General features: G+C 69.6%; 26 protein-coding genes and 1 pseudogene. 12 read left to right on the top strand and 15 right to left on the bottom strand.

Annotation, left to right across the window (positions count from 1 at the left end):
• Positions 1-23: 23 nt before the first annotated feature.
• Entirely contained in the window at positions 24-875 is an 852-nt protein-coding gene (locus tag GGQ54_RS08180) for an ABC transporter permease subunit (RefSeq protein ID WP_179444939.1), read from the top strand.
• Complete coding sequence (locus GGQ54_RS08175) at positions 865-1791, top strand: carbohydrate ABC transporter permease (protein WP_179444938.1); 927 nt, start codon at positions 865-867, stop codon at positions 1789-1791. The genes GGQ54_RS08180 and GGQ54_RS08175 overlap by 11 nt, the downstream gene beginning before the upstream one ends.
• A 24-nt stretch (positions 1792-1815) precedes the next feature.
• Here the strand turns inward: GGQ54_RS08175 and GGQ54_RS08170 are convergent, their stop codons facing one another.
• Genes GGQ54_RS08170 through GGQ54_RS08160 form a run of 3 tightly spaced genes read right to left on the bottom strand, consistent with a single transcriptional unit; the run spans position 1816 to position 5499 of the window.
• Positions 1816-2757 (bottom strand): sugar kinase, encoded by a 942-nt coding sequence (locus GGQ54_RS08170; RefSeq protein ID WP_179444937.1) that lies wholly within the window; start codon positions 2755-2757, stop codon positions 1816-1818.
• A complete protein-coding gene (locus GGQ54_RS08165) occupies positions 2754-3602 on the bottom strand; it encodes a bifunctional 4-hydroxy-2-oxoglutarate aldolase/2-dehydro-3-deoxy-phosphogluconate aldolase (protein WP_218843777.1) in 849 nt (282 codons plus the stop codon). The genes GGQ54_RS08170 and GGQ54_RS08165 overlap by 4 nt, the downstream gene beginning before the upstream one ends.
• Positions 3603-3612: 10 nt before the next feature.
• Complete coding sequence (locus GGQ54_RS08160) at positions 3613-5499, bottom strand: DNA topoisomerase subunit B (RefSeq protein WP_246293197.1); 1887 nt, start codon at positions 5497-5499, stop codon at positions 3613-3615.
• A gap of 531 nt (positions 5500-6030) precedes the next feature.
• On the opposite strand from GGQ54_RS08160, the gene GGQ54_RS08155 reads away from it, so the two are divergent.
• A complete protein-coding gene (locus GGQ54_RS08155; protein ID WP_179444936.1) occupies positions 6031-6678 on the top strand; it encodes a hypothetical protein in 648 nt (215 codons plus the stop codon).
• Positions 6679-6685: 7 nt separating this feature from the next.
• Here GGQ54_RS08155 and GGQ54_RS08150 read toward each other — a convergent pair whose 3' ends face one another.
• The 8 genes from GGQ54_RS08150 to dnaA all read right to left on the bottom strand — a co-directional run bounded on the left by GGQ54_RS08150 (position 6686) and on the right by dnaA (position 15300).
• Positions 6686-7216 carry a hypothetical protein gene (locus tag GGQ54_RS08150; RefSeq protein WP_179444935.1) on the bottom strand — a complete coding sequence of 177 codons (531 nt, stop codon included), beginning with the start codon at positions 7214-7216 and terminating at the stop codon, positions 6686-6688.
• Positions 7213-7866 carry a hypothetical protein gene (locus GGQ54_RS08145; RefSeq protein WP_179444934.1) on the bottom strand — a complete coding sequence of 218 codons (654 nt, stop codon included), beginning with the start codon at positions 7864-7866 and terminating at the stop codon, positions 7213-7215. The genes GGQ54_RS08150 and GGQ54_RS08145 overlap by 4 nt, the downstream gene beginning before the upstream one ends.
• Complete coding sequence (locus GGQ54_RS08140; protein ID WP_179444933.1) at positions 7863-9233, bottom strand: hypothetical protein; 1371 nt, start codon at positions 9231-9233, stop codon at positions 7863-7865. The genes GGQ54_RS08145 and GGQ54_RS08140 overlap by 4 nt, the downstream gene beginning before the upstream one ends.
• Before the next feature lie 40 nt (positions 9234-9273).
• Positions 9274-9825: a DciA family protein gene (locus tag GGQ54_RS08135; protein WP_343045897.1), complete on the bottom strand. Its 552-nt coding sequence runs from the start codon at positions 9823-9825 to the stop codon at positions 9274-9276.
• Positions 9822-10976 (bottom strand): DNA replication/repair protein RecF, encoded by a 1155-nt coding sequence (gene recF / locus GGQ54_RS08130; RefSeq protein WP_179446498.1) that lies wholly within the window; start codon positions 10974-10976, stop codon positions 9822-9824. Before recF ends, GGQ54_RS08135 begins: the two co-directional genes overlap by 4 nt.
• 13 nt (positions 10977-10989) lie before the next feature.
• Positions 10990-11931 (bottom strand): phosphogluconate dehydrogenase (NAD(+)-dependent, decarboxylating), encoded by a 942-nt coding sequence (gene gnd / locus GGQ54_RS08125; RefSeq protein ID WP_179444932.1) that lies wholly within the window; start codon positions 11929-11931, stop codon positions 10990-10992.
• Between the two features lie 70 nt (positions 11932-12001).
• A complete protein-coding gene (gene dnaN / locus GGQ54_RS08120; protein ID WP_179444931.1) occupies positions 12002-13165 on the bottom strand; it encodes a DNA polymerase III subunit beta in 1164 nt (387 codons plus the stop codon).
• A 686-nt stretch (positions 13166-13851) separates the two neighbouring features.
• Positions 13852-15300, bottom strand: a complete 1449-nt coding sequence (gene dnaA / locus GGQ54_RS08115) for a chromosomal replication initiator protein DnaA (RefSeq protein WP_179444930.1) — start codon at positions 15298-15300, stop codon at positions 13852-13854.
• 390 nt (positions 15301-15690) lie between these two features.
• On the opposite strand from dnaA, the gene rpmH reads away from it, so the two are divergent.
• From rpmH to GGQ54_RS08075, 8 genes are all read left to right on the top strand, one after another.
• Entirely contained in the window at positions 15691-15828 is a 138-nt protein-coding gene (gene rpmH, locus GGQ54_RS08110; RefSeq protein ID WP_179444929.1) for a 50S ribosomal protein L34, read from the top strand.
• A gap of 17 nt (positions 15829-15845) precedes the next feature.
• On the top strand, positions 15846-16187 hold the full coding sequence (gene rnpA, locus GGQ54_RS08105; protein ID WP_179444928.1) for a ribonuclease P protein component: 342 nt from the start codon (positions 15846-15848) through the stop codon (positions 16185-16187).
• Positions 16184-16489 carry a membrane protein insertion efficiency factor YidD gene (gene yidD / locus GGQ54_RS08100; protein ID WP_179444927.1) on the top strand — a complete coding sequence of 102 codons (306 nt, stop codon included), beginning with the start codon at positions 16184-16186 and terminating at the stop codon, positions 16487-16489. The genes rnpA and yidD overlap by 4 nt, the downstream gene beginning before the upstream one ends.
• Positions 16490-16492: 3 nt before the next feature.
• Positions 16493-17551 (top strand): membrane protein insertase YidC, encoded by a 1059-nt coding sequence (yidC, locus tag GGQ54_RS08095; RefSeq protein ID WP_179444926.1) that lies wholly within the window; start codon positions 16493-16495, stop codon positions 17549-17551.
• A gap of 77 nt (positions 17552-17628) precedes the next feature.
• Entirely contained in the window at positions 17629-18261 is a 633-nt protein-coding gene (locus tag GGQ54_RS08090) for a Jag family protein (protein ID WP_179444925.1), read from the top strand.
• Complete coding sequence (gene rsmG, locus GGQ54_RS08085; RefSeq protein ID WP_179444924.1) at positions 18258-18881, top strand: 16S rRNA (guanine(527)-N(7))-methyltransferase RsmG; 624 nt, start codon at positions 18258-18260, stop codon at positions 18879-18881. Before GGQ54_RS08090 ends, rsmG begins: the two co-directional genes overlap by 4 nt.
• A gap of 246 nt (positions 18882-19127) precedes the next feature.
• Positions 19128-20036, top strand: coding sequence for a ParA family protein (locus GGQ54_RS08080; protein WP_179446497.1), 909 nt, complete (start codon positions 19128-19130; stop codon positions 20034-20036).
• On the top strand, positions 20033-20959 hold the full coding sequence (locus GGQ54_RS08075) for a ParB/RepB/Spo0J family partition protein (RefSeq protein WP_179444923.1): 927 nt from the start codon (positions 20033-20035) through the stop codon (positions 20957-20959). The genes GGQ54_RS08080 and GGQ54_RS08075 overlap by 4 nt, the downstream gene beginning before the upstream one ends.
• A gap of 145 nt (positions 20960-21104) precedes the next feature.
• Here the strand turns inward: GGQ54_RS08075 and GGQ54_RS08070 are convergent.
• From GGQ54_RS08070 to GGQ54_RS08055, 4 genes and pseudogenes are all read right to left on the bottom strand, one after another.
• Positions 21105-21455, bottom strand: a pseudogene (locus GGQ54_RS08070) (DUF3817 domain-containing protein); the annotation flags it as partial.
• Between the two features lie 47 nt (positions 21456-21502).
• Positions 21503-22246, bottom strand: coding sequence for an SURF1 family protein (locus tag GGQ54_RS08065; protein WP_179444922.1), 744 nt, complete (start codon positions 22244-22246; stop codon positions 21503-21505).
• Between the two features lie 2 nt (positions 22247-22248).
• Positions 22249-23196, bottom strand: coding sequence for a D-alanine--D-alanine ligase (locus tag GGQ54_RS08060; RefSeq protein ID WP_179444921.1), 948 nt, complete (start codon positions 23194-23196; stop codon positions 22249-22251).
• 8 nt (positions 23197-23204) lie between these two features.
• Positions 23205-24569: an aminotransferase-like domain-containing protein gene (locus tag GGQ54_RS08055; RefSeq protein ID WP_179444920.1), complete on the bottom strand. Its 1365-nt coding sequence runs from the start codon at positions 24567-24569 to the stop codon at positions 23205-23207.
• Positions 24570-24625: 56 nt separating this feature from the next.
• Between GGQ54_RS08055 and GGQ54_RS08050 the strand changes: the two genes are divergently transcribed.
• Positions 24626-25183: a hypothetical protein gene (locus GGQ54_RS08050; RefSeq protein WP_179444919.1), complete on the top strand. Its 558-nt coding sequence runs from the start codon at positions 24626-24628 to the stop codon at positions 25181-25183.
• Positions 25184-25198: the final 15 nt, after the last annotated feature.

The raw sequence follows: 25198 nt of genomic DNA, 5'->3' as shown, positions 1-25198 counted from the left end.
TTGCGAGATCGCAACGACGAATCGTGATCCCTTTCCTGCTGCCGGCGTCGCTGCTGCTGACGGTCTTCTTCCTGTATCCCTTGGCGCGCACCGTCGAGCTCTCGACTCAGGAGTTCTCCCGCACCGGACGTGCTTCCTTTGTCGGCATGGCCCAGTACGCCGACGTGATCGGCGATGAACGCTTCCTGCAATCGCTCGGCCACGCCGTGCTGTTGGCGATGGTCGGCGGTCTCATGCTCTTCCCGCCGGCCATCGCCATCGCCTGGGCGTTCAATCAGCGCCTGCACGGCGAGCGCGTCTTTCGCTTCCTGATCTTCGCGCCCGTGGTGCTCTCTGTCGCCGTGGTCGCGCTCATGTGGAAGTTCATCTTTCATCCGACGCTCGGACTGATCAATCCGGCGTTCGCCTCCATCGGCTTCGGTGACCTGATTCCGATCCTGTTGGGCGATCCCCGCACCGCTCTTCCCGCGATCGCCCTGGTTGCAGTTTGGCACGGGATCGGCATCTGGATCCTACTGATCTCCGCCGGGTTCTCGCGGATGCCCGCCGATGTCCTCGAGGCCGGGCGTCTGGACGGCGCCGGCGAGTGGAAGCTCTTCACCCGGATCATGCTGCCGATGATGAGCGACTTGTTCCGGACCTTGATCATCTTGTGGGTGGTGCAATCCCTGCAGGCATTTGCGTTCGTCTACATCATGACCGACGGAGGGCCATACTTCTCCTCCGACATTCCTGCGACTGTGATGTACCGGACCGCCTTCGACACCGGGGACTTCGGCTCCGCTGCGGCGATGGGGGTGATTGTCGTGGTGTTGCTGATGGCTGCGGCACTGGTTCTCAACAAGCTCTTGAAGCGAGACAGCATTGAGTACTGAGACGATCGCCAGGCCCACCGACTCGGGCCCCAAACGTCCACCGATCCGTCGGCGACACCGGCGTCCGGCGGTCTCGGACCGCGCCAGGTTTCGCCCCTTCCATCTGTTCTTCTACCTGCTGATGGGGGCGGGTGCATTCTCGGCGGTTGCGGCCTTCGCCTGGGTAATCAACGTTTCGTTGAAGACGAACGTCGAGTTCATCACGAGCCCTCCGTTCTCGCTCACCCGATCGTGGGAGTTCGAGAACTACCGCCAAGCCTGGAACGCCGGGGGCGTGGCCATGTTCTTCGGAAACAGCGTCCTCGTCGCGGTGACAGCCACCGTGCTCGGGGTGTTTTTCTCCGTCCTTGCGGCCTATCCGCTGGCGCGGGTTCGGTTCCCCGGCAGTGGCATCGTGTTGAGCGTGTTCATCCTGGGCCTGATGGTCCCTTGGATGGTGACCTTCATCCCGCTGTACCTGACGCTTCGCGACATCGGATTGCTGGACACCCAGCTCGGTCTGATCTTGGTGTACGCGACTTACAACCTGCCGTTCAACATCTTCGTCATGGTGGGCTTCATGCGTACCTTGCCGGTCCAGCTCGAGGAGGCCGCAGCGATCGACGGAGCCGGCCCGGCGCGCACCTTCTTCGGGATCATCCTCCCGCTACTCGGCCCCGGCGTGGCGTCGATCACGATCATCAGCTTCCTGAACAACTGGAACGAATTCTTCTATGCACTCGTGCTGATCCGGACGAAGGAGAACATGACGCTGCCGGTAGGCCTGTGGCAGCTCAGCCAGGCCGCGACCTACAGCAGCAACTGGGTCACGTTGTTCGCCGCGATAATGATCACGGTCGTCCCCGTGCTGGTGGTGTTCGCGCTCCTGCAGCGGCGGATCGCCGAGGGTCTGACGGCCGGGGCCATCAAGGGTTGAGCGTCGGGTCGGGACGGTCCGACCTCAACGTATGACACCCTCCTCGTCGAGCCGGCCCAGATCGGTACGCAACGGCAGGCCTTCCCAATCGCCGATGCTGGCAACCGCGAACGCGCCCAACAGCGCACCGCGCTGCATGCATTCGACCAGCGGCAAGCCATCCAGTGTTCCCGACAGAAACCCGGCCACGAAGGCGTCGCCGGCACCGACCGGATCGATCGCGGACACGGCCACGGCGTCGACCTGGACCTCACCGGCGCGGGTGTAGGCCGCTGCGCCGTGCGACCCGCGCTTGACGATGACCGCGGTCGCGTGCCCAAGCAGGGTGTCGATCCCGGTACGCGGGTCGGTGCTCGGCACGTCGACTGCGAGCCCGAGTTCATCATCGGAGGCGATGATCAGATCGGCCCGCGCCGCGAGGGGCGCGATGGTTGCGCGGGCCTCAGCGCGAGACCACAGCCGGGATCGGTAGTTGACGTCCAGGCAAACCTGGACACCCTGCTCGCTCGCACGATCGATCGCGGCCCGCACGGCAGCCAGCGCGCTCGGCGACAGCGCCGGCGTGATCCCGGTCAGATGCAGGATGCGGGGCGGATCGGCCATCGCTGCCTCGACGTCGGCGAGGTCGAGCGCCGAGCCGGCAGAAGCCCGGCGGTGATAGTCGACGGTGATCGCCGTCGGCGGCCGAGCGGTGAAGACGATCATTCCGGTCGGCGACGCGATCGTGCGGCTCGAGGTCTGCACGCCCTCCCCGCGCAAGGTTCGGGTGATCAGTCGGCCAAACGCGTCGTCGCCGACGACTCCGGCCCACCGAACCGCGTGGCCAAGGCGGGCAAGGCCGATCGCGACGTTCGACTCGGCGCCCGCGATGGACAGCGAGACCGGCGTAGCGACGCGCAGATCGCCACTTGCCCGGAGGCTGGCGAGCGTCTCGCCAATGGTCACCACTTCGGGCGCGCCAGTCATCGCCGCTCCGACCCACGCGCCCACGCATCGGTGATCTCGCGCGCCCTGGACCGGATGTCGTGCCACTCGCCGGCGTGGACGGACCGCTCGTCAACCAGCCAGGAGCCCACCCCGACCCCCGCGCAGCCGAGCTCTGCGTATCGCTCCGCCAGTCGCGCATCGACACCACCGGTCGGCACCAGCGCGATGTCGTCGAGTGGCGCGACGACCGCCGACACATAGGCGGGGCCGCCAACCGTCTCGACCGGGAACACCTTGATCCAGTCCGCACCGAGGCTCGCAGCCGCGTCGATCTCGGTCGGGGTCAGTGCCCCGCAGGTCACCGGAAGGCCGCGCTCGCGAGCCGCGGCGATCACAGCCGGGACCGTCGTCGGCGTGACGATGAAGCGCGCTCCGGCATCGGCTGCCGAGTGGACATCCCCCGGCGTCCGAACCGTGCCGGCGCCGACCAGCACGTCGTCGCGAGCGCTCCAGCGGCGGATGGTGGAGAGACTCTCGGGAGTCGGCAAGGTCACCTCGACGATTCGGACGCCTCCCGCGACGAGGCCTTCGATCAGTTCCTCGGGCGGGGCGATGTGCCGTAGTCGGATGATCGCGATCACCCCCGGGCTCACAGGCACTACCGGTCTGCGGCCTGCGGTCATGGACCAACCTTTCGCCCGAGTGTCTGAATCCCATATATCGGAAATGGTTTCATCATCTAGGCAGATTCTGTCACGGCCGTTGCGGGCGCCGCCATAGTTCGGAGCCGCCAGGTGCGGGGAGACCGCTCGACAACGTTGATCATGTCCGAGCATCGCCGACGTCGCCGAGCGGTCAGGGCCGCCGGCACGATCGTGCGACAATCGCAAACCCTCAGATGTCGAGGAAGCGAACATCCTTCGCGTTGCGCTGGATGAACATCCGCCGCGGCTCGACCTCTTCGCCCATCAGGATCGAGAAGATCTCGTCGGCCCGGGCGGCGTCGTCGAGGGTGACCTGGAGCAGCATCCGCTTCTCGGGATCCATCGTGGTCTCCCACAGGTCGTCGGCGTCCATCTCGCCGAGGCCCTTGTAGCGCTGGATCGGGTTCACATTCGGCAGCTTCTTGCCCGCCGCGAGGCCGGCATCGCGCAGGGCGTCCCGCTCGGCGTCGGTGTAGGCCAGCTCGTGCGGGGCGTTCGTCCACCGCAGCCGGAACAGCGGCGGCTGCGCGACGTAGACGAACCCGCCGTCCAGCAGCGGCTTCAGGAAGCGGAACAGCAGCGTCAGCAGCAGCGTACGGATGTGCGAGCCGTCGACATCGGCGTCGGCCATGATCACGATCTTGTGATAGCGCAGCTTCTCAAGATCGAAATCCTCGGCGATGCCGGTGCCGAGCGCGTTGATGATCGCCTGGACCTCCTTGTTGGCAAGGATCTTGTCCAGCCGGGCCTTCTCCACGTTGAGGATCTTGCCGCGGATCGGCAGGATCGCCTGGGTACGCGGATCGCGCCCCGACGATGCCGAACCGCCAGCTGAGTCGCCCTCGACGATGAACACCTCGCACTCGGCGGGATTGGTCGACTGGCAGTCCTTCAGCTTGCCCGGCAGGCCGGCCCCGGACAGGAAGCCCTTGCGGCTGCGCGCCATCTCGCGGGCCTTGCGCGCCGCGATCCGCGCGGCCGCGGCGGCCTGGCCCTTGCGGATGATGTCCTTGCCCTCGCCCGGGTTCTGCTCCATCCAGTCGCTCAGCCGGTCGTTCACCACGCGCTGCACGAACGACCGCGCCTCGGTGTTGCCGAGCTTGGTCTTGGTCTGGCCCTCGAACTGCGGGTTGGTCAGCTTCACCGAGATGATCGCGGTCAGGCCCTCACGCACGTCGTCGCCGGAGATCCGGTCCTCGGGCTTCTTGATCAGGCCCCACGAGGTGCCCCACTTGTTCACCGTGTTGGTCAGGGCGGCGCGGAAGCCCTCCTCGTGCGTACCGCCCTCGTGGGTGTTGATCGTGTTCGCGAAGGTGTGCACCCGCGCGGTGTAGGACACGTTCCACTGCAACGCGATCTCCGCGCTCAGCCCGTTGGCGTTGTCGGCGGCCTCCATGTCGATCACCGAGGTGATCGGGCTGTCGTTCTTGGCGAGGAACTTCACGTAGTCGACCAGGCCCTCGTCGTAGCGGAAGCTGTCGCGCAGTTGCGTACCCTCCTCGTCGACGTGCTCGGCCCGCTCGTCGGTGATCGTGATCCGCAGACCCTTGTTCAGGAAGGCCATCTCGCGGAACCGGCCGGCCAGCGTCTCGTAGCTGTACTCGGTCGTCTCGAAGATGTCCGGGCTGGCCCAGAAGGTGACGGTCGTCCCGGTCTCGTCGGTCGGCTCGCCGCGCTTCAGCTCCTCGACCGGTACGCCGAGACGGAACTCCTGGTGCCACCAGTAGCCGTCGACCTGGATGTCGACCCGCAGCCGCTCGCTCAGCGCGTTGACCACGGAGACGCCGACGCCGTGCAGGCCACCCGAGACCTTGTAGCCGCCGTCGCCGAACTTGCCGCCCGCGTGCAGCTTGGTCAACACGACCGTCGCAGCGGAGATGCCCTCGGTCGGGTGGATGCCGACCGGCAGGCCGCGCGCCTCGTCCTGCACCCGCACACCGCCGTCGGCCAGCAAGGTGACGTTGATCTCCTCGCCGTAGCCGGCCATCGCCTCGTCGACGGCGTTGTCCACAACCTCCTGCACCATGTGGTGCAGGCCGCGCTCGCCGGTGGAGCCGATGTACATGCCCGGCCGCATCCGGACCGCCTCCAGGCCCTCCAGCACCGAGATCGACGACGCGTCGTAACTGCCCGCCTCGACCTTGATGCTCGTCGCCGCGTCGTCGAGCCGGGACTCGGCCACCTGCTCGGCCAACTTCTCCAGCACCTCGTCGGGCTGGTCGTTCTCGTCGGGCTCGAACGCGGGGCTCGCGGCACTCACGTGACAATCTCCTACGCTTCGGGTACGCCCGCGCGCCTGCCCGGGCGGTCGCCGTCGGCAGCCGTTTCCGGCTTCCGGCGCAACGCTCCGATGTTACCCGACCAGCACGCGAAACCCCGGCTCAGCGCGCGCGGTCCGCGGGCACTTTCGCGCTCAACGGCGCTCACGCCCCGACAGGAGCGGATCGACCCCCGCCTGCGACCCCGGGGTCGCGCCGCCGGGCGACGACCGAGCAGCCGCCGTCAGCGATCGTCGCGGTCCGCGCGCGAGTTCCTCCCGTAGCTGATGCCGCCATCCGGTGCTCATAGCGGGCATAACTACGGAAACAATCGAGGCTATCGTGAGGCCGTGAGCACCCAGGTCTGGCGGGATCCGGCAGCGCTGGATCCGCGCTGGCGCGAGCCGCGGCGGGCCCGGCGTAACCGGGCGTTGCTGGTCGGCATCCTCGCCGGCGTGCTGATCCTGGCGTCGGCGGCGGTGCTGATCGGCGGCGGCTTCTCCACCCGCCAGCGGCAGACCTGGCCGATCGTGCCGCCCGGTACGCTGCTGCGGATCGGCCCCTACGAGCTGGCCTTCACCCACATCACCGTCTCCCGCAGCACCCTGTTGGATGAGCCCGAGTGGAATGTCACCGCCTACGGCACCGGCCGGCTGGTCGACGCCGATCAGGCCCAGGCACCCATCGTCTTCAACACGTTCGCGCTGGGCGACCCGACGAACGGGATGGCGGTCGAGGGCGAGAGCCAGGAGGTCGGGCCGCCCCGGGAGAACGGGGTGGGCGGCATCAGCACCTTCACCCCGGGCCTGCCGGCCACCGACTACCGGGTGGAATTCACCCTCCCGTACCAGTACCGGCCGGTGGGCTACCTCCGGCTGGGCGTGTCCCAGCTCACCTACGAGGACCACTCCTATCTGGGCAACTACGTGGACAGTTGGGGCACCAACGGCGAGGGCTACCAGCTCTATCTGCCCGTCACCGTGGTCGCCGACAACTGATCGCCGGTCAGGGCCGGATCACCATGTCCCGCGAGCCGTCGAAATTCTCGAAACCCAGCCCGTAGATCGAGCCCAGCTCGGCGGCCGGCACCGTGTAGACGACCGCGGCCGCGCCGGTCTCACCCGGCAGCAGGTCCGAACACCCCGACGGGATGTCGGGGAGGCTCTGGAACGACGACTCCCACGTCCGGCCGCCGCGGCCGACCAGCTCCATGCTGCAGCCGCCCTCGGCGGGCAGCGGATCGGGCGCCGTCACCTCCAGGTCGGCAACCACGAAAACGGCCCCGGGCGGGGCCGGGTCCGGCTCGATGGTGCCCGGAATCGACGGCCGGGCGGTCAGCCTCAGCACCCGGATCGAGAAGCCGTTGTTGTTGCGGAATGCCGCGCCCGGCGGCAACTGCCCGAACCGGTCGGAGGTGAACGTACCGACATAGAAGACCCAGCCCGCGATCAGGCTCCCGGTGATGCTCGCGATGATGATCACCAGCAGCCATACCCGGGTACGTCCGGATCGGCGCGGCGCCACCGGCGTACTCATCGGATGCCCTCCGGTGTGGAGGTCTCGATCTCGACCGCACGATTGGCCGACGCCCGCAGCCGCTCGGCGTCGGCGGCGTCGATGCCGAGATCGACCGTCTCCCGCGGCTCGCTCACGGTGTAGGTCGGGGTGTCGAAGAGCCGCAGCCGCAGGCCCTCCAGCCGCGCGGGGTCGACGACGACCGGGAGCCGGAAGCTCTCCCGGAAGCCCGGCTGCACCCGGGGCGCCGACACCGTCGACGCCGAGTAGGTGACCCCGTCCGGCGTGACCAACTCGTAGTGGCCGATGCTGACACCATCGGTGCCCCGGGTGTTGGCGAGCGTCAGCCCGACGATCAGGAAGAGCCCGTCGGTCGGCTGCTCGTTGACCGTCGTCGCCGCATCGATGCTGTCCACCCGGAGGTCGGCCTCCTTGTGCTGCACGGTCGCGCCGACCGGGTACGCCCGGTCGACATAGGTGATCTCGTTGCTGGCGCCGAGCTGCGACAGCCAGCCCGAGAACGTCGCGACCACCAGCAGGATGATCAACCCCATTGCCGGGACCCGGCGCCGGCGGGGCTCGCGCGGCGCGACATCACCGGCACCGAAGCGGATCGCGCTCAGGTGCCCCGATTCGCCCGGCGCCGAGCCTTGCGTCACGGGCGAGCTCACGGCGTACCCTCCGCGGACCGTGCCGGCTGCGCGGGCGCCAGCACCACGCGGCTCGGCCGCTGCGCCGGACCGGTGCTGGCCCGACCGCGCAGGGTCAGCAGGCAACGATGGAATGTCACGCCGAGCAGGCAGATGAACAGCGGCTGGTAGAGCAGGTCGCTGACCAGTTCCATCGCCGGCAGCCACTGCAACCAGAACGGGATGTCGGCGCCGCCGACGGCGGTGACCATCCGGTCGAAGAAGGCCGTGCGGGCGCCGTCCAGCAGCGCGTACCAGAGCAGGTACGCCGCGAGGAAGGTCAGGCCGGGTCGCAGCACGATCCGGATGGACTGCAGGGTCGGCAGGTAGCGGTCGTCGATGTCGCCGAAGAACAGCTCCTGGATCTCCAGCCAGATCCGCCGGCCGGTGGTCCCGCTGCCCTTCTTGGCGGCGGGGGCCCGAGCCAGCCGGGTCCGCGGGAGGACGTGGCTGGTCAGCGGCTGGCCCTTGCGCCACATCTCCGCCAGCGACAGCACATGGGATCCGAAGACCAACGCGGCGACCGCCAGCCAGGCCAGCGGCTCGGCCATCCCGGTGACGAACCAGCCCCAGAGCGTGTCCAGGCCGCGGGCCAGCGCGGTGAGCACCGCGGGCAGGTTGATCCGCAGCGGTTCCACGGCGACGGCGAGCCCGGCGGTCAGGGTCTCCAGCCACTCGTGCAGTTGCCGGTCCTCCCACCACAGCCGCAACGACTCCAGCAGCCGTCCACCGCTGAAGATCACCAGGACCAGGAAGAAGGCCTCCAGCAGTGCTGCCACGATCCCAAAGGCCCGCCACCCGGTGCGCTCGTGCAGCAGGTCGAAGCCCCGGCGTACCACATAGATGCCGACCAGTACGCCGACCACCAGCGCCAGGGTGCGCGGCCCGGCGTTCGGGTTGATCTCCTGCAGGATGCCGCGACCGAACGCCCCGCCGTACATGATCTCGGCCAGCACGATCATGTCCGCGGACTCGTCGCGGATGTAGTCGAACGCGGCGTAGATACCGAGGAACGGCAGCAGCGTCGCCGCGAGCATCCGGGTCAGGGAGTCGTCGCGATCATCCTCCACCTCGCGGGGCACCACATCGCGGATGCCGAGCTCCCGCCCGACCAGCCGCAGCGAGGTGACGTAGGCGATCAGCAGGCAGAGCAGGCCGGCGGCGAAGATCGCGATCGCCGGCCAGGTCGACTGGGCGGCGCTGATCGCGCCGAGCCGCTGCAGCGCGTTGTAGACCGTCCAGCCGATCAGCTGGATCAGCAGCAATTTCGGCAGCAGCCGCCACCAGACGGTCACCGTGGTGACCGCCAGGTCGTAGAACTGGTGCCAGAACAGGCGCAGTGCTGCCATCGAGCGGGAGTCTAGAGCGGCCCGCGCCCGCGGGTGCCACTTACCCGTAGGTGTCGCGCGGGCCCCGGCCGCGGACCGAGCGTGGGCCGTGCTTCCAGCTCGGCGCATCCGGGCCCCGGACCAGGATCCGGCGCACGGTTCCGTCGCCGAGCTCGGCGTTCAGCTTCGCCACCACCTGCGGCGCCATCGCCCGCAGCGAGCTCGCCCAGGCCGTCGAGTCGGCCCGCACGGTGAGGTCGCCGTCCTCGAACGACTCGGGTGCGCTGTGGTCGGCGTTAACCGGGCCGACCAGCGCGGGCCACCGGGCCAGCAGCAGCGCGACGCTCACCCGCACGCGCCAGCCGCGGTCGGACAACAACCGGTCCATCGTCGTGCCGAGTGGTTGCGGGTCGCGGTCGTCGGGCCGCGATCCGGACAACTGCGGGCCGGCCGGGCGGCCGGTGGCCTCGGAGCTCTTCCGGCGGCGCCGGCGGCCGCCGGCGCCCACTCCCCCGGCGATCTGGCGCGCGAGGTCCAGCCCGGTGGCGTCGTGCTCGGGCAGCTCGGGTCGCCGCTGCCCGGCGGGTTGCCCGGGCCCGGGCGGCTCGCTCACGGTCGGTCCTCGGCTGGCGTCACCGTTCCATCGTCCACAACGAACCGGTTCCCCGCCAGCCTCGCCGGCACATCGCCGCCGACGGCCGCCGTGACGAGCACCTGCTCGGCCTCGGCGACCCGGCCGGCCAGCCGCTCACGGCGGGTGGAGTCGAGCTCGGCGAACACATCGTCCAGGATCAGCACCGGCTGCAGGTCGTCGGCTCGCAGCAGATCGAATCCGCCGAGCCGCAGCGCCAGCGCGAACGACCAGGACTCGCCGTGACTGGCGTACCCGCGGGCGGGCAGCTCGCCCAGCGCCAGCGCGATCTCGTCGCGATGCGGGCCGACCAGGGTGACCCCGCGCCGCAGTTCCTCGTCGCGACGCTGCGCCATCTGGTCGGTGAGCGCGGCCGCCAGCGCGGTGCGATCGATCTCGGCCGGCAGCGGCATGGCCGGCTGATAGGTCGCCGTCGCGACATTGTTGCGCGGGGCGATCGCGGCGTACGCGGCGGCGACATGCGGGACCAGGTCGGCGAGGGTACGCAACCTCGCCTCGAGCAACTCGCCGCCGTGCCGGGCGAGCTGGTCGTTCCAGACGCCAAGGGTGTGTTCGGCATCGCCGTGCCCTCCCCCGCCGCGAACCGGCCCTCGGCCGGCGAGGGTCTTCAGCAGCGTGGAGCGGTGCCGCAACACCTTGTCGTAGTCGGCCCGGACACCGGCCAGCCTCGGCCAGCGGGTGATCACCAGCTCGTCGATGAACCGCCGCCGCTCGCTCGGGTCGCCCTTCACGACCGCCAGGTCCTCCGGGGAGAAGACGACGGTACGCAAGATGCCGAGCAGCTCGCGCGGCCTGGACACCGGCGACCGGTTCAACCGCGCCCGGTTGGCCCGCCCCGGATTGATCTCCACCTCCAGCAGCACGGCCCGGTCATCCTCGACACCGGCGCGCACCCGGCCCCGGACCAGCGCCCGCTCCGCACCGTGCCGCACCAGCGGCACGTCCGAGGCGACCCGGTGCGAGCCGAGCGTGGCGAGGTAGTCGATCGCCTCCACCAGATTGGTCTTGCCCTGCCCGTTGGATCCGACGAAGGTCGTCGGACCCGGGCCGAGCGCAAGATCAACCGCCGGATAGGACCGGAAGTCGGCGAGAGTCAGGTGATCGACGAACAGGGGATGCCCCGGATCAGGCCTTGGCCCGGCCCGCGGCGCCCTCGCCGAGACGATCGCTGGCGTCGTCGCGGGAGTTCTCGTCCTCGGCCAGCACCTTGTGCCCGCCGAACTGATTGCGCATCGCCGCGACCAGCTTCATCGCCGGCGAATCCTCCTGGCGGGACACGAACCTGGCATACAGCGATGCGGTGATCGCCGGCGTCGGGACGGCAAGATCGATCCCGGCCTCGACGGTCCACCGGCCCTCGCCGGAATCCTCGGCGTACCCCCGGATGTGATCGAGGTTCGGGTCCTCCTGCATGGCCCGGACGCAGAGCTCGAGCAACCACGACTTGATCACGGTGCCCTCCTGCCAGGACTCGAACACCGCCGGCACGTCGTCCACCGCGCTGGCCGCGGTCAGCAGCTCCCAGCCCTCGGCGTAGGACTGCATGATTCCGTACTCGATGCCGTTGTGCACCATCTTCGCGAAGTGGCCGGCCCCGACGCCGCCCGCATGCACGTAGCCGTAGGGGCCCTCGGGCTTCAGCGCCTCGAAGATCGGCAGGGCCTTCGCGACATTCTCCTTGGAGCCGCCGACCATCAGGGCGTACCCGTTCTCCAGGCCCCAGACCCCACCGGACACGCCGACATCCAGATAGCCGATGCCCTTCTCGGCGAGCAGCTCGGCATTCGGCACATCGTGTGTCCACTTGGAATTGCCGCCGTCGATGACCACATCGCCCTCGCCCAGGAGCTCCTTGAGGGTCGCCAGCGTCTCCGGCACCGCCTGGATCGGCAGCATCACCCAGACGATCCGCGGCGAGTCGCCGAGCTGGCCGACGAGATCGGCAAGATCGGCGGCATCGGTGAGTGCGGGGTCACGGTCGTATCCGACGACCTCGATGCCGGCGTTGCGCAGCCGCTGCCGCATGTTGCCGCCCATCTTGCCCAGTCCGATGAGTCCCATTTTCATGATCGACATCCTCCAATTTGGCTGGATCGAACGGTGCTGGCCCGGGCGTCCTCGGCGAGCCGGCGATGGCTCAGCCCGGCAGCCGCATCAGCATGATCACGTGCCGGTAGTCGGTCTGCGGGTCGCCGGCGAGATCCTCCAGGCCGGTCAACAGGCAGGGCTTGCCGGGTGCGGTGAACGCGAAGTTCACATAGGGCACGTCGAGCGCGCCGAGGGCGTCCAGCAGGTAGTTGGGATTGAAGCCGGCGGCGGTGATCGCCGGCTCGCCAGAGCCGTGCAGGTCGACCACCGCGTCGATGGCCTCCGAAGCCTGGGCCTGGTCGCCCGTTGCCGCCTCCAAGGTGACCGTGTCCTCGCCGATCAACATCCGCAGCGGTGTGTTCCGCTCGGCCACCAGCGCGACGCGGCGGGCGGCCGCGGTGAGGTCGGCGACCGAGGCCCGCACGCTGAGCGCCGGCTGGATGTTCATCAGGTGGCGGACCTTGGGGAAGTCGCCGTCCAGCAGCCGGGTGGTGGTCTGGCGTACACCGCCGGAGCCGAGATCGCCCTCGAAACCGATCAGGCCGTCGCCGCTGCTGCCCGCGGACAGGCTGAGCGCGATCTCCTCGCCGGCGGTCATCGACTTGGCGGTCTCCGACAGCACCCGCGCCGGCACCAGCGCCGCGCCCGAGGCCTGGCTCGTGGCGGGATGCCAGGTGAACTCCTTCAGGGCCATCCGATAGCGGTCGGTGGCCAGCAGAGAAACCGTGTAGCCGTCGATCTCCATCCGCACGGCGGTGAACACCGGCAGCAGCTCGTCGCGGCCGGCCGCGACCACCACCTGGGCCACGGACTGGGCGAAGTCACCGCTGGGCGCGGTACCGACCGTCTCCGGCAGCGACGGCAGGGCCGGGTACTCCATCACCGGGAGCCCCTGCAGGGTGAATCGGGAGGAACCGCAGACCAACTCCATCTTCGAGTCGTCCGCGGTCAGCTCGACCGGCTTGTTCGGCAACGACCGGGCGATCTCGGCCAGCAATCGGCCCGACACCAGCGCCTCGCCCTCATCGCTCACCTCGGCGGCGATGGAAATGCGTGCCGAGGTGTCGTTGTCATAGCTGGACAGGACCAGGCCCGTGTCGTCGGCCTTCAACAACAGCCCGGCGAGGACCGGCGCACTCGGGCGATTCGGGAGGCTCCGGGCCGCCCACGCGACCGCCTCGGCCAGCACGTCGCGCTCGACTCGGACCTTCACCGCACCTCCTGATGTCGTCGGCGGGACCGCCGCATCCGGGCGATCCTGGGGAACGCCTGCGTGCCGCGGCGGGCGGGCAGACGAAGCGTTGCGATCATAGCCACGGCGAGGCGCCGCTGCACAGCGGGCGCGGGTGGGCTTGGGTACCCGGGGTGTGACGGGTCACTGCACTCCACCACACCCCGGGATTGGAGCCGCTCCCGACGTCACGTGTGCGCGGGTGCGACTGGGTGACATCAGAACACAGATTGTCCGTTCAACCATGCTCCGCGGTGTCACGGTTTCATAAACCGTTCAGGAAGTGTGACGGGCACCACTCGACTCGGCGGGACGGACGATTGTCCCCAGTTCGGTGGTCGGCAGACTTCAACCAGGTGGGAGATGGTTGTCTTCTGGTCGTCGTCGTAGGCGTTGTGCATGCTGTGGAGAATCCGGTGTTTTGCCTGGTCAGCGCCATGTCAAGGGTGTTGACCGGGGTGTGCGAAGGTCGGAATTACACGGGGAGGAGATGCGGATGGGCAATCGACGAGAACTCTCGGCCGATCGCGGTCCACGGCCCTGTCCACAGTTCTCCACAGGGTTCTCCCCAACGGTTGACTGAGACGAATGTAAGGAAGATCACGCCCGATTCGGGGTGATGGAGGGGTGATGGGGGGCGGCCCGGGTCCGCGGAGGCGACCGGGCTCTCAGGAGCGGCGCGAGGCCTGGCTCTTGATCCGGTTGGTCAGCTCGGTGACCTGGTTGAAGACGCTTCGGCGCTCGGCCATCTGGGTGCGGATCTTCCGCTCCGAGTGCATCACCGTGGTGTGGTCGCGGCCACCGAACTGCTGGCCGATCTTGGGCAGCGACAGCTCGGTGAGCTCCCGGCACAGGTACATCGCGATCTGCCGGGCGCTGACCAGGGCATGGGTGCGCGACTGTCCGGTGAGATCGTCGATGGAGATGCCGAAATAGCCGGCGGTCTGGGCGATGATCGTCGAGGCGGTGATCTCGGCCTCGTCGCCCTCGGGGATGAGGTCCTTCAGCACCTGTTCGGCCAGCGTCAGGTCCACATCCTCGCGCTGCAGGCTGGCGTACGCCGTGACGCGGACCAGCGCCCCCTCGAGCTCGCGGATGTTGGTCTGGATCCGGGTGGCGATGAACTCCAGCACGTCCGGGCCGGCGGTCAGCCGCTCCTGGGCGGCCTTCTTCCGCAGGATCGCGATCCGGGTCTCCAGGTCGGGAGCCTGGACATCGGTGATCAGTCCCCACTCGAAGCGGCTGCGCAGGCGGGGTTCGAGTGCCTCCAGCAGCTTGGGCGGCCGGTCGGAGGTCATCACGATCTGCTTCTGTGCGTTGTGCAGCGTGTTGAACGTGTGGAAGAACTCTTCCTGGGTCTGGATCTTCGACTCCAGGAACTGGATGTCGTCGATCAGCAGCACGTCCACGTCGCGGTAGCGCCGGCGGAACTCGGCCTGCCGGTTGTTCTGGATCGCGTTGATGAAGTCGTTGGTGAGTTCCTCGGTCGACACGTAGCGCACCCGCGCCCGGTCGTAGTAGTTGCGCACATAGTGGCCGAGCGCGTGCAGCAGATGGGTCTTGCCCAGGCCGGAGTCCCCGTAGATCATCAGCGGGTTGTACGCCTTGCCCGGGGTCTCGGCCACGGCGACCGCGGCCGCGTGCGCGAACCGGTTGGAGGCCCCGATGACGAAGTTCTCGAAGGAGTACTTGGGGTTCAGTCGGCTGTCGATACCCGCGCCGTTGCTGGTGGCCGGGGGCGGCAGCGGTGCGATCGGCTCGGGATCGTGCTCGGTCGCCTCGGCCGGGTCGTCGGCGGGCAGATCCGCCAGGGTCGGGTCGACCGTCAGCGCAAGCCGGATCGGCTGGCCGAAATGTTGCCCGAGGGCTTGCTCGAGGGTCTGCCGCATCCGGGTCTCGATGCGGTCGCGGGTGAAGTCATTCGCGACCGCGACGACGGCGGTTGACTCGTGCAGGGTCAGCGGTTGGCTGCGGCGCAACCAGATCCCCTGCTCCCGCGGCGCGTCGGAGACGATGCGCTCCCAGACGGTCGGCAGCGGATTGGAGTCCGGACCGTGGCCCGATCCGTCACGGGCGTGGCCGTCGAACGGAGACTGGCCGTCGGAGGACTCGGACAAAGCTCCACACCCTCCGCTCCGGCAATCGTGCGTGACAGACCAATCGGCGAGCGGTCCGGCCGCATCCGGGCAAGGAGATACCCACAGGAGTTATCCACAAGGTGTGGGAACCGTCTCCGGATACCTGCCGCCGGGACCAGGCGGCCTCGTCCGCTCGGAGTGACGAAGCTACCAACGTGGAGGGGCAGCAGCAAGTGGCGCAAGGACCAATCATCGCCGGTGCGGCGTGTCGCGTGGACAGATGCGCGCCGCTGTGGTCGCGTCGGCGTTTGACCGTGGCGGCGGGGCCGCGTACCGTTGACTGGTCGCTGGCCGTCAGCGACCTTTTCCTTGATCCCAGCAGGCGAAGCGTACGTCGGTGTGCCTGCGGCCGTCCCCGAGGAGTGACTCGTGAGCAAGCGCACGTTCCAGCCGAGCAACCGTCGGCGTAGCCGTACGCACGGCTTCCGCCTGCGGATGCGCACCCGCGCGGGCCGCGCCATCCTGGCCGCGCGCCGGCGCAAGGGCCGTACCCGCCTGGCCGGCTGACCGACCGACCCTCGCGCGTGCTGCCCGCCCCCGCCCGGATGACCGCTGGCGACGACTTTCGCCGCACGGTCCGCGGCGGGGTGCGATCGGCCCGTCCCACCGTCGTCGTGCACGGCCGACACACCGACGCGCCCACGCGCGTCGGTTTTGTCGTGTCCAGGGCCGTCGGTAACGCGGTCACCCGCAATCGTGTGAAGCGCCGGCTGCGGCACCTCGGTCGGGACCTGCTCGCCGATACCCCCGCCGGCACCCACCTGGTCGTGCGGGCACTGCCCGCGGCGGGCCGGTCGGCCGAGTTGTCCGAGGACCTCGGCTCGGCCTGGCGCGGCTGCCTGCGCAAGCTGGAGGCCGGCGCATGAAGACGCTGCTGATCGCGTTCCTCAAGGCGTACCGGCTGATCGTCAGCCCGCTCTACGGGCAGGTGTGCAAGTTCCACCCGTCCTGCTCCGCCTACGGGTTGGAGGCCGTCGAAACCCACGGCGCCTGGCGCGGCGGCGGGCTCGCGATCCGTCGGATCGGCCGCTGCCATCCGTGGTCGCGGGGCGGCTACGACCCGGTTCCGGGTACGCCGGCCGCGACCGCCTGGGCCGATGAGCTCGCGGAGCTTCGGCGTACCCCCTCCCCCACGTTTTCGTCCCCTGCGTCGCGAGGAATCGACTGACCGATGAACGACCTGTTTGCCAGTATCGGAGGCTTCTTCTCCACGATCCTGTGGCCCCTGGAATGGGTGGTCTCGGGTCTGCTCGTGCTCTTCCACTCGCTGTGGGGCCAGTTGCTCGGCGTCGACAGCGGTTGGGGCTGGGTGCTGTCGATCGTCTGCCTGACCGCGGTGATCCGGATCGCGATCTTCCCGCTGTTCGTCCGGCAGATCCGATCCATGCGGAACATGCAGCTCGTCCAGCCACGGATGGCGGAGATCCGCAAGAAGTACGCCGGTGATCGCGAGCGGATGGCGATCGAGACGCAGAAGCTGATGCGTGAAGAGGGCGTCAACCCGATGGCGTCCTGTCTTCCGCTGATCTTGCAGATGCCGATCTTCTTCGCGCTGTTCAACGTGCTGAACGGGGCCTCGCGGGGCATCCCCACGGGCTATTGGATCGTGCAGAACCCCGAACTGGTCCCGTCGCTGCAGAACGCGACGATCTTCGGGGCGCCGATCTCGGCGACATTCCTGCCCAGCTTCGGCAATCCGGACCTGATCGCGGTGCAGATCGTCACCGTCGTGTTGATCTTGGCGATGTGCGGCACGATGTTCTACACCCAGCTCCAGATCACCCGGAAGAACATGCCGCCGGAGGCCCTGGAGGGCCCGATGGCGCAGCAGCAGAAGATGATGTTGTACCTGTTCCCGATCATCTTCGCCGTCGGCGGCGTGAACTTCCCGATCGGTGTGCTGATCTACTGGCTCACCACCAACCTGTGGACCATGGGCCAGCAGGCCTGGATCATCCGCAACAACCCGACACCGGGTACGCCGGCCTATGCCGCCTGGGAGGCCCGGATCATCGCCAAGGGCGGGGATCCGAAGGAGAAGGACCCCACCTACCTGCGGCGCAAGAAGATGGAAGAGGAGCGGGCCAAGGCCAACGGCAAGCCCGCCTCCCCGGCGAAGGGCGCCGCGGCGACTGCCACCGAGGCCGAGCCGGAGGACGAGGCCCCCAAGGTCCAGCGCCAGCAACCACGCAAGAAGTCGCGATCGACCCGCAAGGGCGGTCGCCGGTAGGACCCCACCGCGCGGCGGCGTGCCGCGTGCGTTCTCGTCCCGGGCTTCCCGGGACCCCTGGAATCAGAGGAGAGTAGATGAGCCAGAGCGAGCAGGAGACGGCGACGCAGGGCGAGGGCGTACCCGCCGCGACGACGGAGGCGCCCGAGGTGGGCGCGACGCCCGAGGAGAGCGCGACGAGCGAGGCGAACGCGACGCCCGAGGCGAACGGGGCTGCGGCCCAGGCGCCGGAGGCCGAGGCGGAGGAGCCAGAACTGTCCCCGCTGGACGAGGAGTGCGAGGTCGCGGCGGACTACCTGGAGGAGCTGCTGGACATCGCCGATCTGGACGGCGACATCGACAGCTATACCGAGGGTGGCCGGGCGCAGGTGTCGATCATCACCGACGCCGAGGTGCTGATCGGCAAGGACGCGGAGGTGCTGGACGCGCTGCAGGAGCTGGCGCGACTGGCGGTGATGACGGAGACCGGGCGCCGGAGCCGCCTGATGCTGGACATCGGTGGGCACCGCGACCGACGTCGGGCGGAGCTGCGGGAGCTGGCGGCGGACGCGATCCTCGAGGTACGCAACAGCGGGGACTCGGTTGCGCTGGGGTCGATGAACCCGTTCGAGCGCAAGATCGTGCACGACGCGGTGGCCGAGGCCGGCCTGCGGAGCGAGTCCGAGGGTGAGGAGCCGCGGCGCCACGTCGTGGTGCTGCCGTCGGCGTGACCGAGAGTTCCGGGCAGCTCGACATCGCGCGGGCCGTCTTCGGCGACGGGTTCGGGCTCGCTCAGAGATATGTCGACATTCTGGCGAGCGCCGGCGTGGAGCAGGGGCTGCTCGGACCGCGCGAGGTACCGCGGCTGTGGCCCCGCCATCTGCTGAACTCGTACGCGTTGGCCGGACTGGTGCCGGCCGGGGCGAGCGTGGTCGACGTCGGGAGCGGTGCGGGCCTGCCGGGGATCCCGCTGGCGATCGGCCGACCGGACCTCCGGGTGACGCTGTTGGAGCCGCTGCTGCGGCGGGCGAACTTCCTGGAGAGCACGGTGGACGACCTCGCTCTCGGCGATCGGGCGTCGGTGTCGCGGGCGCGGGCAGAGGAAGTGACGGGCGGCTGGGACGCGGTGGTGTCTCGTGCCGTCGCTCCCCTGGGCCGATTGGCGGAATGGTCGGTGCCGTTGATGGCCGACGGTGGGTCCGTGCTCGCCCTGAAGGGCTGTTCGGCCTCCGACGAGGTGCGTGCTGCGCGGCGTACCCTCGAACGGCTGGGCGTGCGGGCCGAGGTGCTGGAGGTCCGGGCCCATGCAGACGCGGAGCCGACGACCGCCGTGCGGCTCCGGCGCGACTGAGAGGTGGTCATGGTCGAGCGATCGGCGCGAGCGGGTGATGAGGTCGAGTCGGCACTGGGCTGGCCGGGCCGTCCGCCCGAAGCGATAGCGTTGGGTTGGCCGGGCGTTTCACGTGAAACGGACCCGGAGTCGGACGAGACGAGGAGCCCCGCCGTGGCCGGATCGACACGCATCGAGCGAGCCGAGGACCGAGAGCGTTCGGCGCCGGTGGCGGGCGAGCGCGACGGCGAATCGGCGGTGGCCCGGATGGCCGGCGCGGCGAAGAGCGCCAAGCGAGCGCGCTTCGACGCCGACGAGACGCCGCCCGTGGAGCGCCCCGACGACCTGGACACCCCCGTTTCACGTGAAACGGCACTCCCCCGCCCGAGCGAGCCGCGGATCATCGTCGTCGCCAACCAGAAGGGCGGTGTCGGCAAGACCACCAGCACGGTCAACATCGCGACCGGCCTTGCGCTCGGCGGTCTGCGCGTGCTGGTCATCGACCTGGACCCGCAGGGAAACGCCTCCACCGCGCTCGGCGTCGAGCACCACGAGGACGTTCCCGGCACCTACGAGGTGCTGCTGGAGGGCGCGAGCATCGCGGACCACGCGGTCGCGTCGCCCGAGGCGGAAACGCTGTCGGTACTCCCGGCGACCATCAACCTGGCCGGAGCCGAGGTCCAGCTCGTGTCATCGGTGGCGCGCGAGACGCGGCTGCGCAAGGCCGTGGCCAAGCATCTGGAAACGGCCGAGGTCGACTACGTCCTGCTCGACTGTCCCCCGTCGCTCGGCCTGCTCACGCTGAATGCCCTCGTCGCCGCGCGCGAGATCCTGATCCCGATCCAGTGCGAGTATTACGCGCTCGAAGGCGTGTCCCAACTCATGAACACGATCAATCTGGTGAAGGGCGAGCTCAACGACGACCTCCGGCTGTCCACCGTGGTGCTGACCATGTTCGACGCCCGGACCCGGCTGTCCTCCCAGGTCGCCGACGAGGTACGCCAGCACTTCCCTGAGCAAACCCTCGACACCGCAATCCCCCGCTCGGTACGCATCTCGGAGGCGCCCAGCTACGGCCAGTCCGTGATCACCTACCACCTTGCCTCGGCCGGTGCCGAGGCGTACCTGAAGGTCTCGGAAGAGATCGCCAGGCGCGGCGCGAAGGAGAACGCATGAGCACCCCGAAGTCCGGCAAGAACCGCGGCCTCGGCCGCGGGCTCGGCGAGCTGTTCCAGCGGACCGACCACGAGGGCCCCGCGGACTCGGTGGTGATCAACGGCACGCCACCGCCGCAGATGCCGGAGGGCTCGCGCTACGCCGAGCTGCCGGTGGCCGCGATCAGCCCCAACCCCCGGCAGCCGCGCACCACCTTCGACGAGGACGATCTGTCCGAGCTCACGGACTCGGTGCGCGAGATCGGGGTGCTGCAGCCGGTGGTGGTACGCCCGCTCGGCCGCGATCGATACGAGCTGGTCATGGGGGAGCGGCGGCTCCGCGCGTCGAAGGCGGCGGGCCGCGAGACCGTCCCGGCCATCGTGCGCGAGACCGACGAGCATGACCTGCTCCGCGACGCCCTCCTGGAGAACCTGCATCGGGCCCAGCTCAATCCGCTGGAGGAGGCCGCGGCGTACCAGCAGATGCTTGACGACTTCGACTGCAGCCAGGAGGAGCTGTCGGTACGCATCAAGCGTTCGCGCCCGCAGATCTCCAACACGCTCCGCCTGCTTCGCCTCCCACCGACGGTCCAGCGACGGGTCGCCGCGGGTGTGCTGTCCGCAGGCCACGCTCGCGCGTTGCTCGGACTCGCCGACGGCGCGGCCCAGGAACGGCTCGCGCAACGCATCGTCGCCGAGGGCCTGAGCGTGCGCACGACGGAAGAGGTCGTCGCGCTCGGGGAGTCCGAGACCGCGGCGCCACGCGAACGGCGTAGCGCCGCCCCGTCGCCGCGAGCGAAGGAGCTGGGGGAGCGGCTGTCGGATCGTTTCGAGACGCGCGTCGAGGTGAAGATCGGGGCGCGGCACCGCGGCCGGATCGCCATCGAGTTCGCCGGCGAGGACGACCTGCAGCGGATCCTCGACCTGCTGGGCGAGCGCGCCTGAATCGATACAGAGCGGTCGACCCGACCCGCACCCGGTTGTGTCGTCAGTTATCGCCCCCTGCGGGCACCTCCAGGCGGCGATAGCTGACGAGGAGATGGTCGACCAGGAGCCTGCCGCGACAAACGGCGGGGCACTGCGGGAGGGGTCAGTCGGTGGCGGGGACCGGGCGGCCGATCTCGCCGCTGGCGAGCTTGGCGCGGACGTCCTTGGTGGCGTACCGCTCGGCGACGAAGGACAGGAACGGCACCGTGCCGGCTGCGGCGATCACCAGCAGCCGCCACAGCGGCCACTTGACCCGCCGGCCGAGGTCGAAGGCGGTGATCAGCAAGATCATGTAGAGCCAGCCGTGCGGGATGCCGGTCCAGGTCACCACGGTGTCGTTGCCGGCCAGATACTTCAGCGGTACGCCGACGCAGACCAGCACGACCAGCAGGATCCCGACGATCCACGCCATCACCCGATAGCGGGTCAGCGCGCCTCGTATGCCCTTCTCGTCCACACTACGGACTGTAGTTGACCGGATCGTCGAAACCGAATCGCGGGTCAGCCCAGCCGCCGCGACAACACCCCGCGGCCGCGGCCGGCGTCGTGGGCGATCTTGATCGAGATGCCGAGCGCGAACGCGCCGAAGATCCACCACTGCACGGAATAGCCGCGATTGCGGGCCGATCCGCCGGCATCGGGAAGCCGAAGCCGATCGGGCGCCAGGCCCTCAGCGGCGGCCTGCTCCGCCGGCAGCGTGACGAAGCCCGAGACCAGCGGCCGCGGCCACGTCTGGGCAAGCCGGGCCAGGCGTACCGAACCGATCTGGCCGGGCGGCAGCTCCGCCTCGGTACCCAGCTCCGGCGCCAGCAGCACCCCCGAGCGTTCCACCCGCCCCGCCGGCGGCGGGGGAGCGGACGGACGCTCGACCACGCCCCGCACCACCGGAAGCACGTTCCCGCGATCGGTGCGCAGCGCCGTCAACACCCGGAAGCGCTGCCCGTCGGGGATCAGCACCTGCGTCTCGGGCAGGTACTCCCCGGCGACCGTCAGCGTCCGGCCGTACCAGTCGACGGGCGATGTTCCGGCCGGCGCGACCTCGTCGAGCGGCGCCGGCGGCAGGTCGGCGCGGGCGGCCGCATTGCGTACCCCGTCGTCCACGAAGACCTGCGCCTGCCACAACCCGAGCCCCGCCATCACCGCCGCGGCCAGCACCCCGGCGGCGATGATCAACGCTCGCTGCCACAGCGGCGCCACTCGCCCGGCCGGTCGCGCCGACACCTGGCGGGGCTCGTCCTCGGTCATGATCATCGGGTACGCCGGCGCGCGGCGGCGACGACCGAGGAACAGACGCCCACCAGGTCCCGTCCGGCAGCCTCGATCGCGAGCGGGACGCTGGAGGTCTCGGTCATCCCGGGCGCCACATTCGCCTCCAGGAAGACGGGTCCGTCCGCGCCGATGATCATGTCCGTCCGGGACAGATCACGCAGGCCGAGCACGTCGTGCACCCGCAGCGCCAGCTCCGCGCAGGCCCGTGCGTCGGCATCGGTGATGTCCGCCGGCGCCAGGAACCGCGTCGCCCCGGCGGTGTAGCGAGCCGCATAGTCATAGACCCCCGAATCGGGCCGGATCTCCACCGCGGGCAGGGATTCCGGACCGTCCCCGACGTCCAGCACGGTGACGGCGACCTCGGTCCCGGCGACGAACGTCTCGATCACCGCCAGATTGCCGTAGGCATACGCCGCGATCATCGCCTGCGCGACCTGGGCCGGCTCGTCGACCCGGGTGCAGCCCAAGGCCGAACCCGATCGGGCCGGCTTGATCATCATCGGAAACCCGAGTTGATCACCGAGCGCGCCGACCAGCGACGCGGCGCCGAGCTCGCGGAAGACCTCGTGGGGGAGCGCGACCTGGCGCGGCGTGCGGACCCCGGCGTCGGCCACCACGGTCGTCGCGATCGACTTGTCGAAGGCGATTCGGGATGCGGCCGGGCCGGCGCCGACATAGGGCACACGGAGCAGGTCCAACACCTCGCGCAACGAGCCGTCCTCGCCGGTCTCACCGTGCAACACCGGAAAGACGACGGGATCGGCAAGATCGACCAGGGTCGGGATCAGGGCCGAGTCGAGATCGGCCTCGGTGACCCGGTGGCCCGCGTCCGCCAGCGCCCGGGCAACCCGCCGTCCGGACCGCAACGAGACCTCGCGCTCGTGCGAGAGCCCACCGGCGAGCACCACGACGGTGGGTTCGCCCACGGCCGCGTTCACCGCTGGTCCGGGCGCGGCGCCTGGCTGCGCTCCACGGCCCGCGGTTGATCATGCAGCCCGAAGGTCTCGTGCAGCTCCAGCTCGCGGCCGAGCACCTCGCCCAGCCGCTTGGTGCCCTCGATGATCCGCTCGGGCGTGGGATAGCAGTAGGACAGCCGCATGTTCCGGCTGCCCAGACCGTCGGCGTAGAAGGCCGTTCCGGGCACATAGGCCACCCGGTTGGACACCGCGCGGGGCAGCATGGCCTGGGAGTCGAGGCCCTCGGGCAGGGTGAGCCAGACGAAGAAGCCGCCGTCCGGGCGCGTCCAGGTGGTGCCGGCCGGCATGTGCTCGGAGAGGCCGGCCAGCATGGCGTCGCGGCGGGCGGCGTACATCGACTTGAACGACTCGATCTGCCCGCGCCAGTCATGGCTGGACAGGTACTTCGACACGGCGAACTGGGAGAACACCGGCGGGCACAGCGTCGCCGCCTCCTGGGCCAGCACCAGCTTCTCGCGTACCGCATGTGGCGCGAGCACCCAGCCGGCCCGGAAACCGGGCGCGAACGTCTTCGAGAACGAGCCGAGATAGATCACGCGCTCGGCGTCCATGGATCGCATGGCCGGCAGCGGATCACCCGCGAGGTTCAACAACCCGTAGGGATTGTCCTCGATGATCAACAGGTCGAACTCGCGCGCCACCTCGATCAGCTCCCGGCGCCGCTGCACCGGCTGGCTCAGCCCGGCCGGGTTCTGGAAGTTCGGGATCGTGTAGAGGAACTTCGCGCGCGCCCCGTGCCGCTGCAGCGACGCGCAGGCCTCGCGCAGCGCGGCCGGATCCAGACCATGATCATCCATGCCGACATGAACCACCCGGGACTGGTAGGCGCCGAAGGTGTTCAGGGCCCCGACATAGCTCGGCGCCTCGGCGAGCACCACATCGCCGGGGTCGCAGAAGATCCGGGTCAGCAGGTCGAGCGCCTGCTGCGAGCCGACGGTGACCGTCACATCGTCCGGATGCGCGGCGATCCCCTCCAGCGACATCACCTCACAAATCTGTTCGCGCAGCTCCGGCTCGCCCTGGCCGGAGCCGTACTGCATGGCCTGCGGCCCGACGTCGAGGATCATCTCGCGCATCGCGTCGCCGACGACGTTCAGGGGGAGGTCGGCGATATTGGGCATCCCGCCCGCCAGCGACACCACCTCGGGGCGATTCGCGACGGCGAACAGCGCGCGCACCGCCGATGCCTTCATGCCGTGGGTACGCGCGGCGTACCGGTCGACATAGGAATCGAGCCGGGTGTCCTGACGCCGGGCCGAGCCGGCCACGGCGCCACCGTCGCCCGGGTCGGCGACGGATTCCGGCCTGGCGGGCGTGCTCATTCTCCAAGGGTGCCTCATGATGCGCCTCAGTGTACGGACCGGCCTACGATGGGCCCATGATCGTCAGCCGGCTGCAACGCGTGGGCGCGGCGTCAGTGGGCGCCCTGCCCCCGCTGGGTGGGGGAGCGGTCGGGGAAGCGGACCTGCTGCGCGCCCGGCTCGCGGATTCGGTCTGGGGCTTTGCCGGGGTGGCGTACTTCGCCGGAGGGCGGTGTGCCGGCTGGCTGCTGCTCTCCCCACCGCCGGCCGCACCGGCGGAGCTGGCGTTCGAGCCCGACGCGGCGGTGCTGACCGCGCTGCGGGTGGCGCCCAGCGAGTCGCTGCGCCGGGTGTCGAAGGAGTTGGTACGCGGGGCGTGTGCGCGGCTGCTCCGCGCGCCGCGGCCGGTGGCGGCGGTGGAGGCCGCGCCCGCCGCGGGTTGCCCGGACGTCTCGGGCGGGCTGCTCGCCGAGCTCGGCTTCGTGGCCACCGATCGGCCCGGCATCGTCCGGCTGGAGCTGTCGGCCACCGTGCGCTGGTGGCGCGGGCTGAGCGAGCTGCCCGGCCGGCTGGGGGAGCTGGTCCAGCCGGCCCCGCCCGTCGAGCCGGCCCGGCGCAGCGAGCTGCGGGTCTGACACCGCGCCCGGTCA

The organism is Naumannella cuiyingiana (assembly GCF_013408305.1).
GTDB lineage: Bacteria > Actinomycetota > Actinomycetes > Propionibacteriales > Propionibacteriaceae > Naumannella > Naumannella cuiyingiana.
Note: the sequence above shows the minus strand (reverse complement) of the source record. Positions and strands in the feature narration are given on the sequence as shown.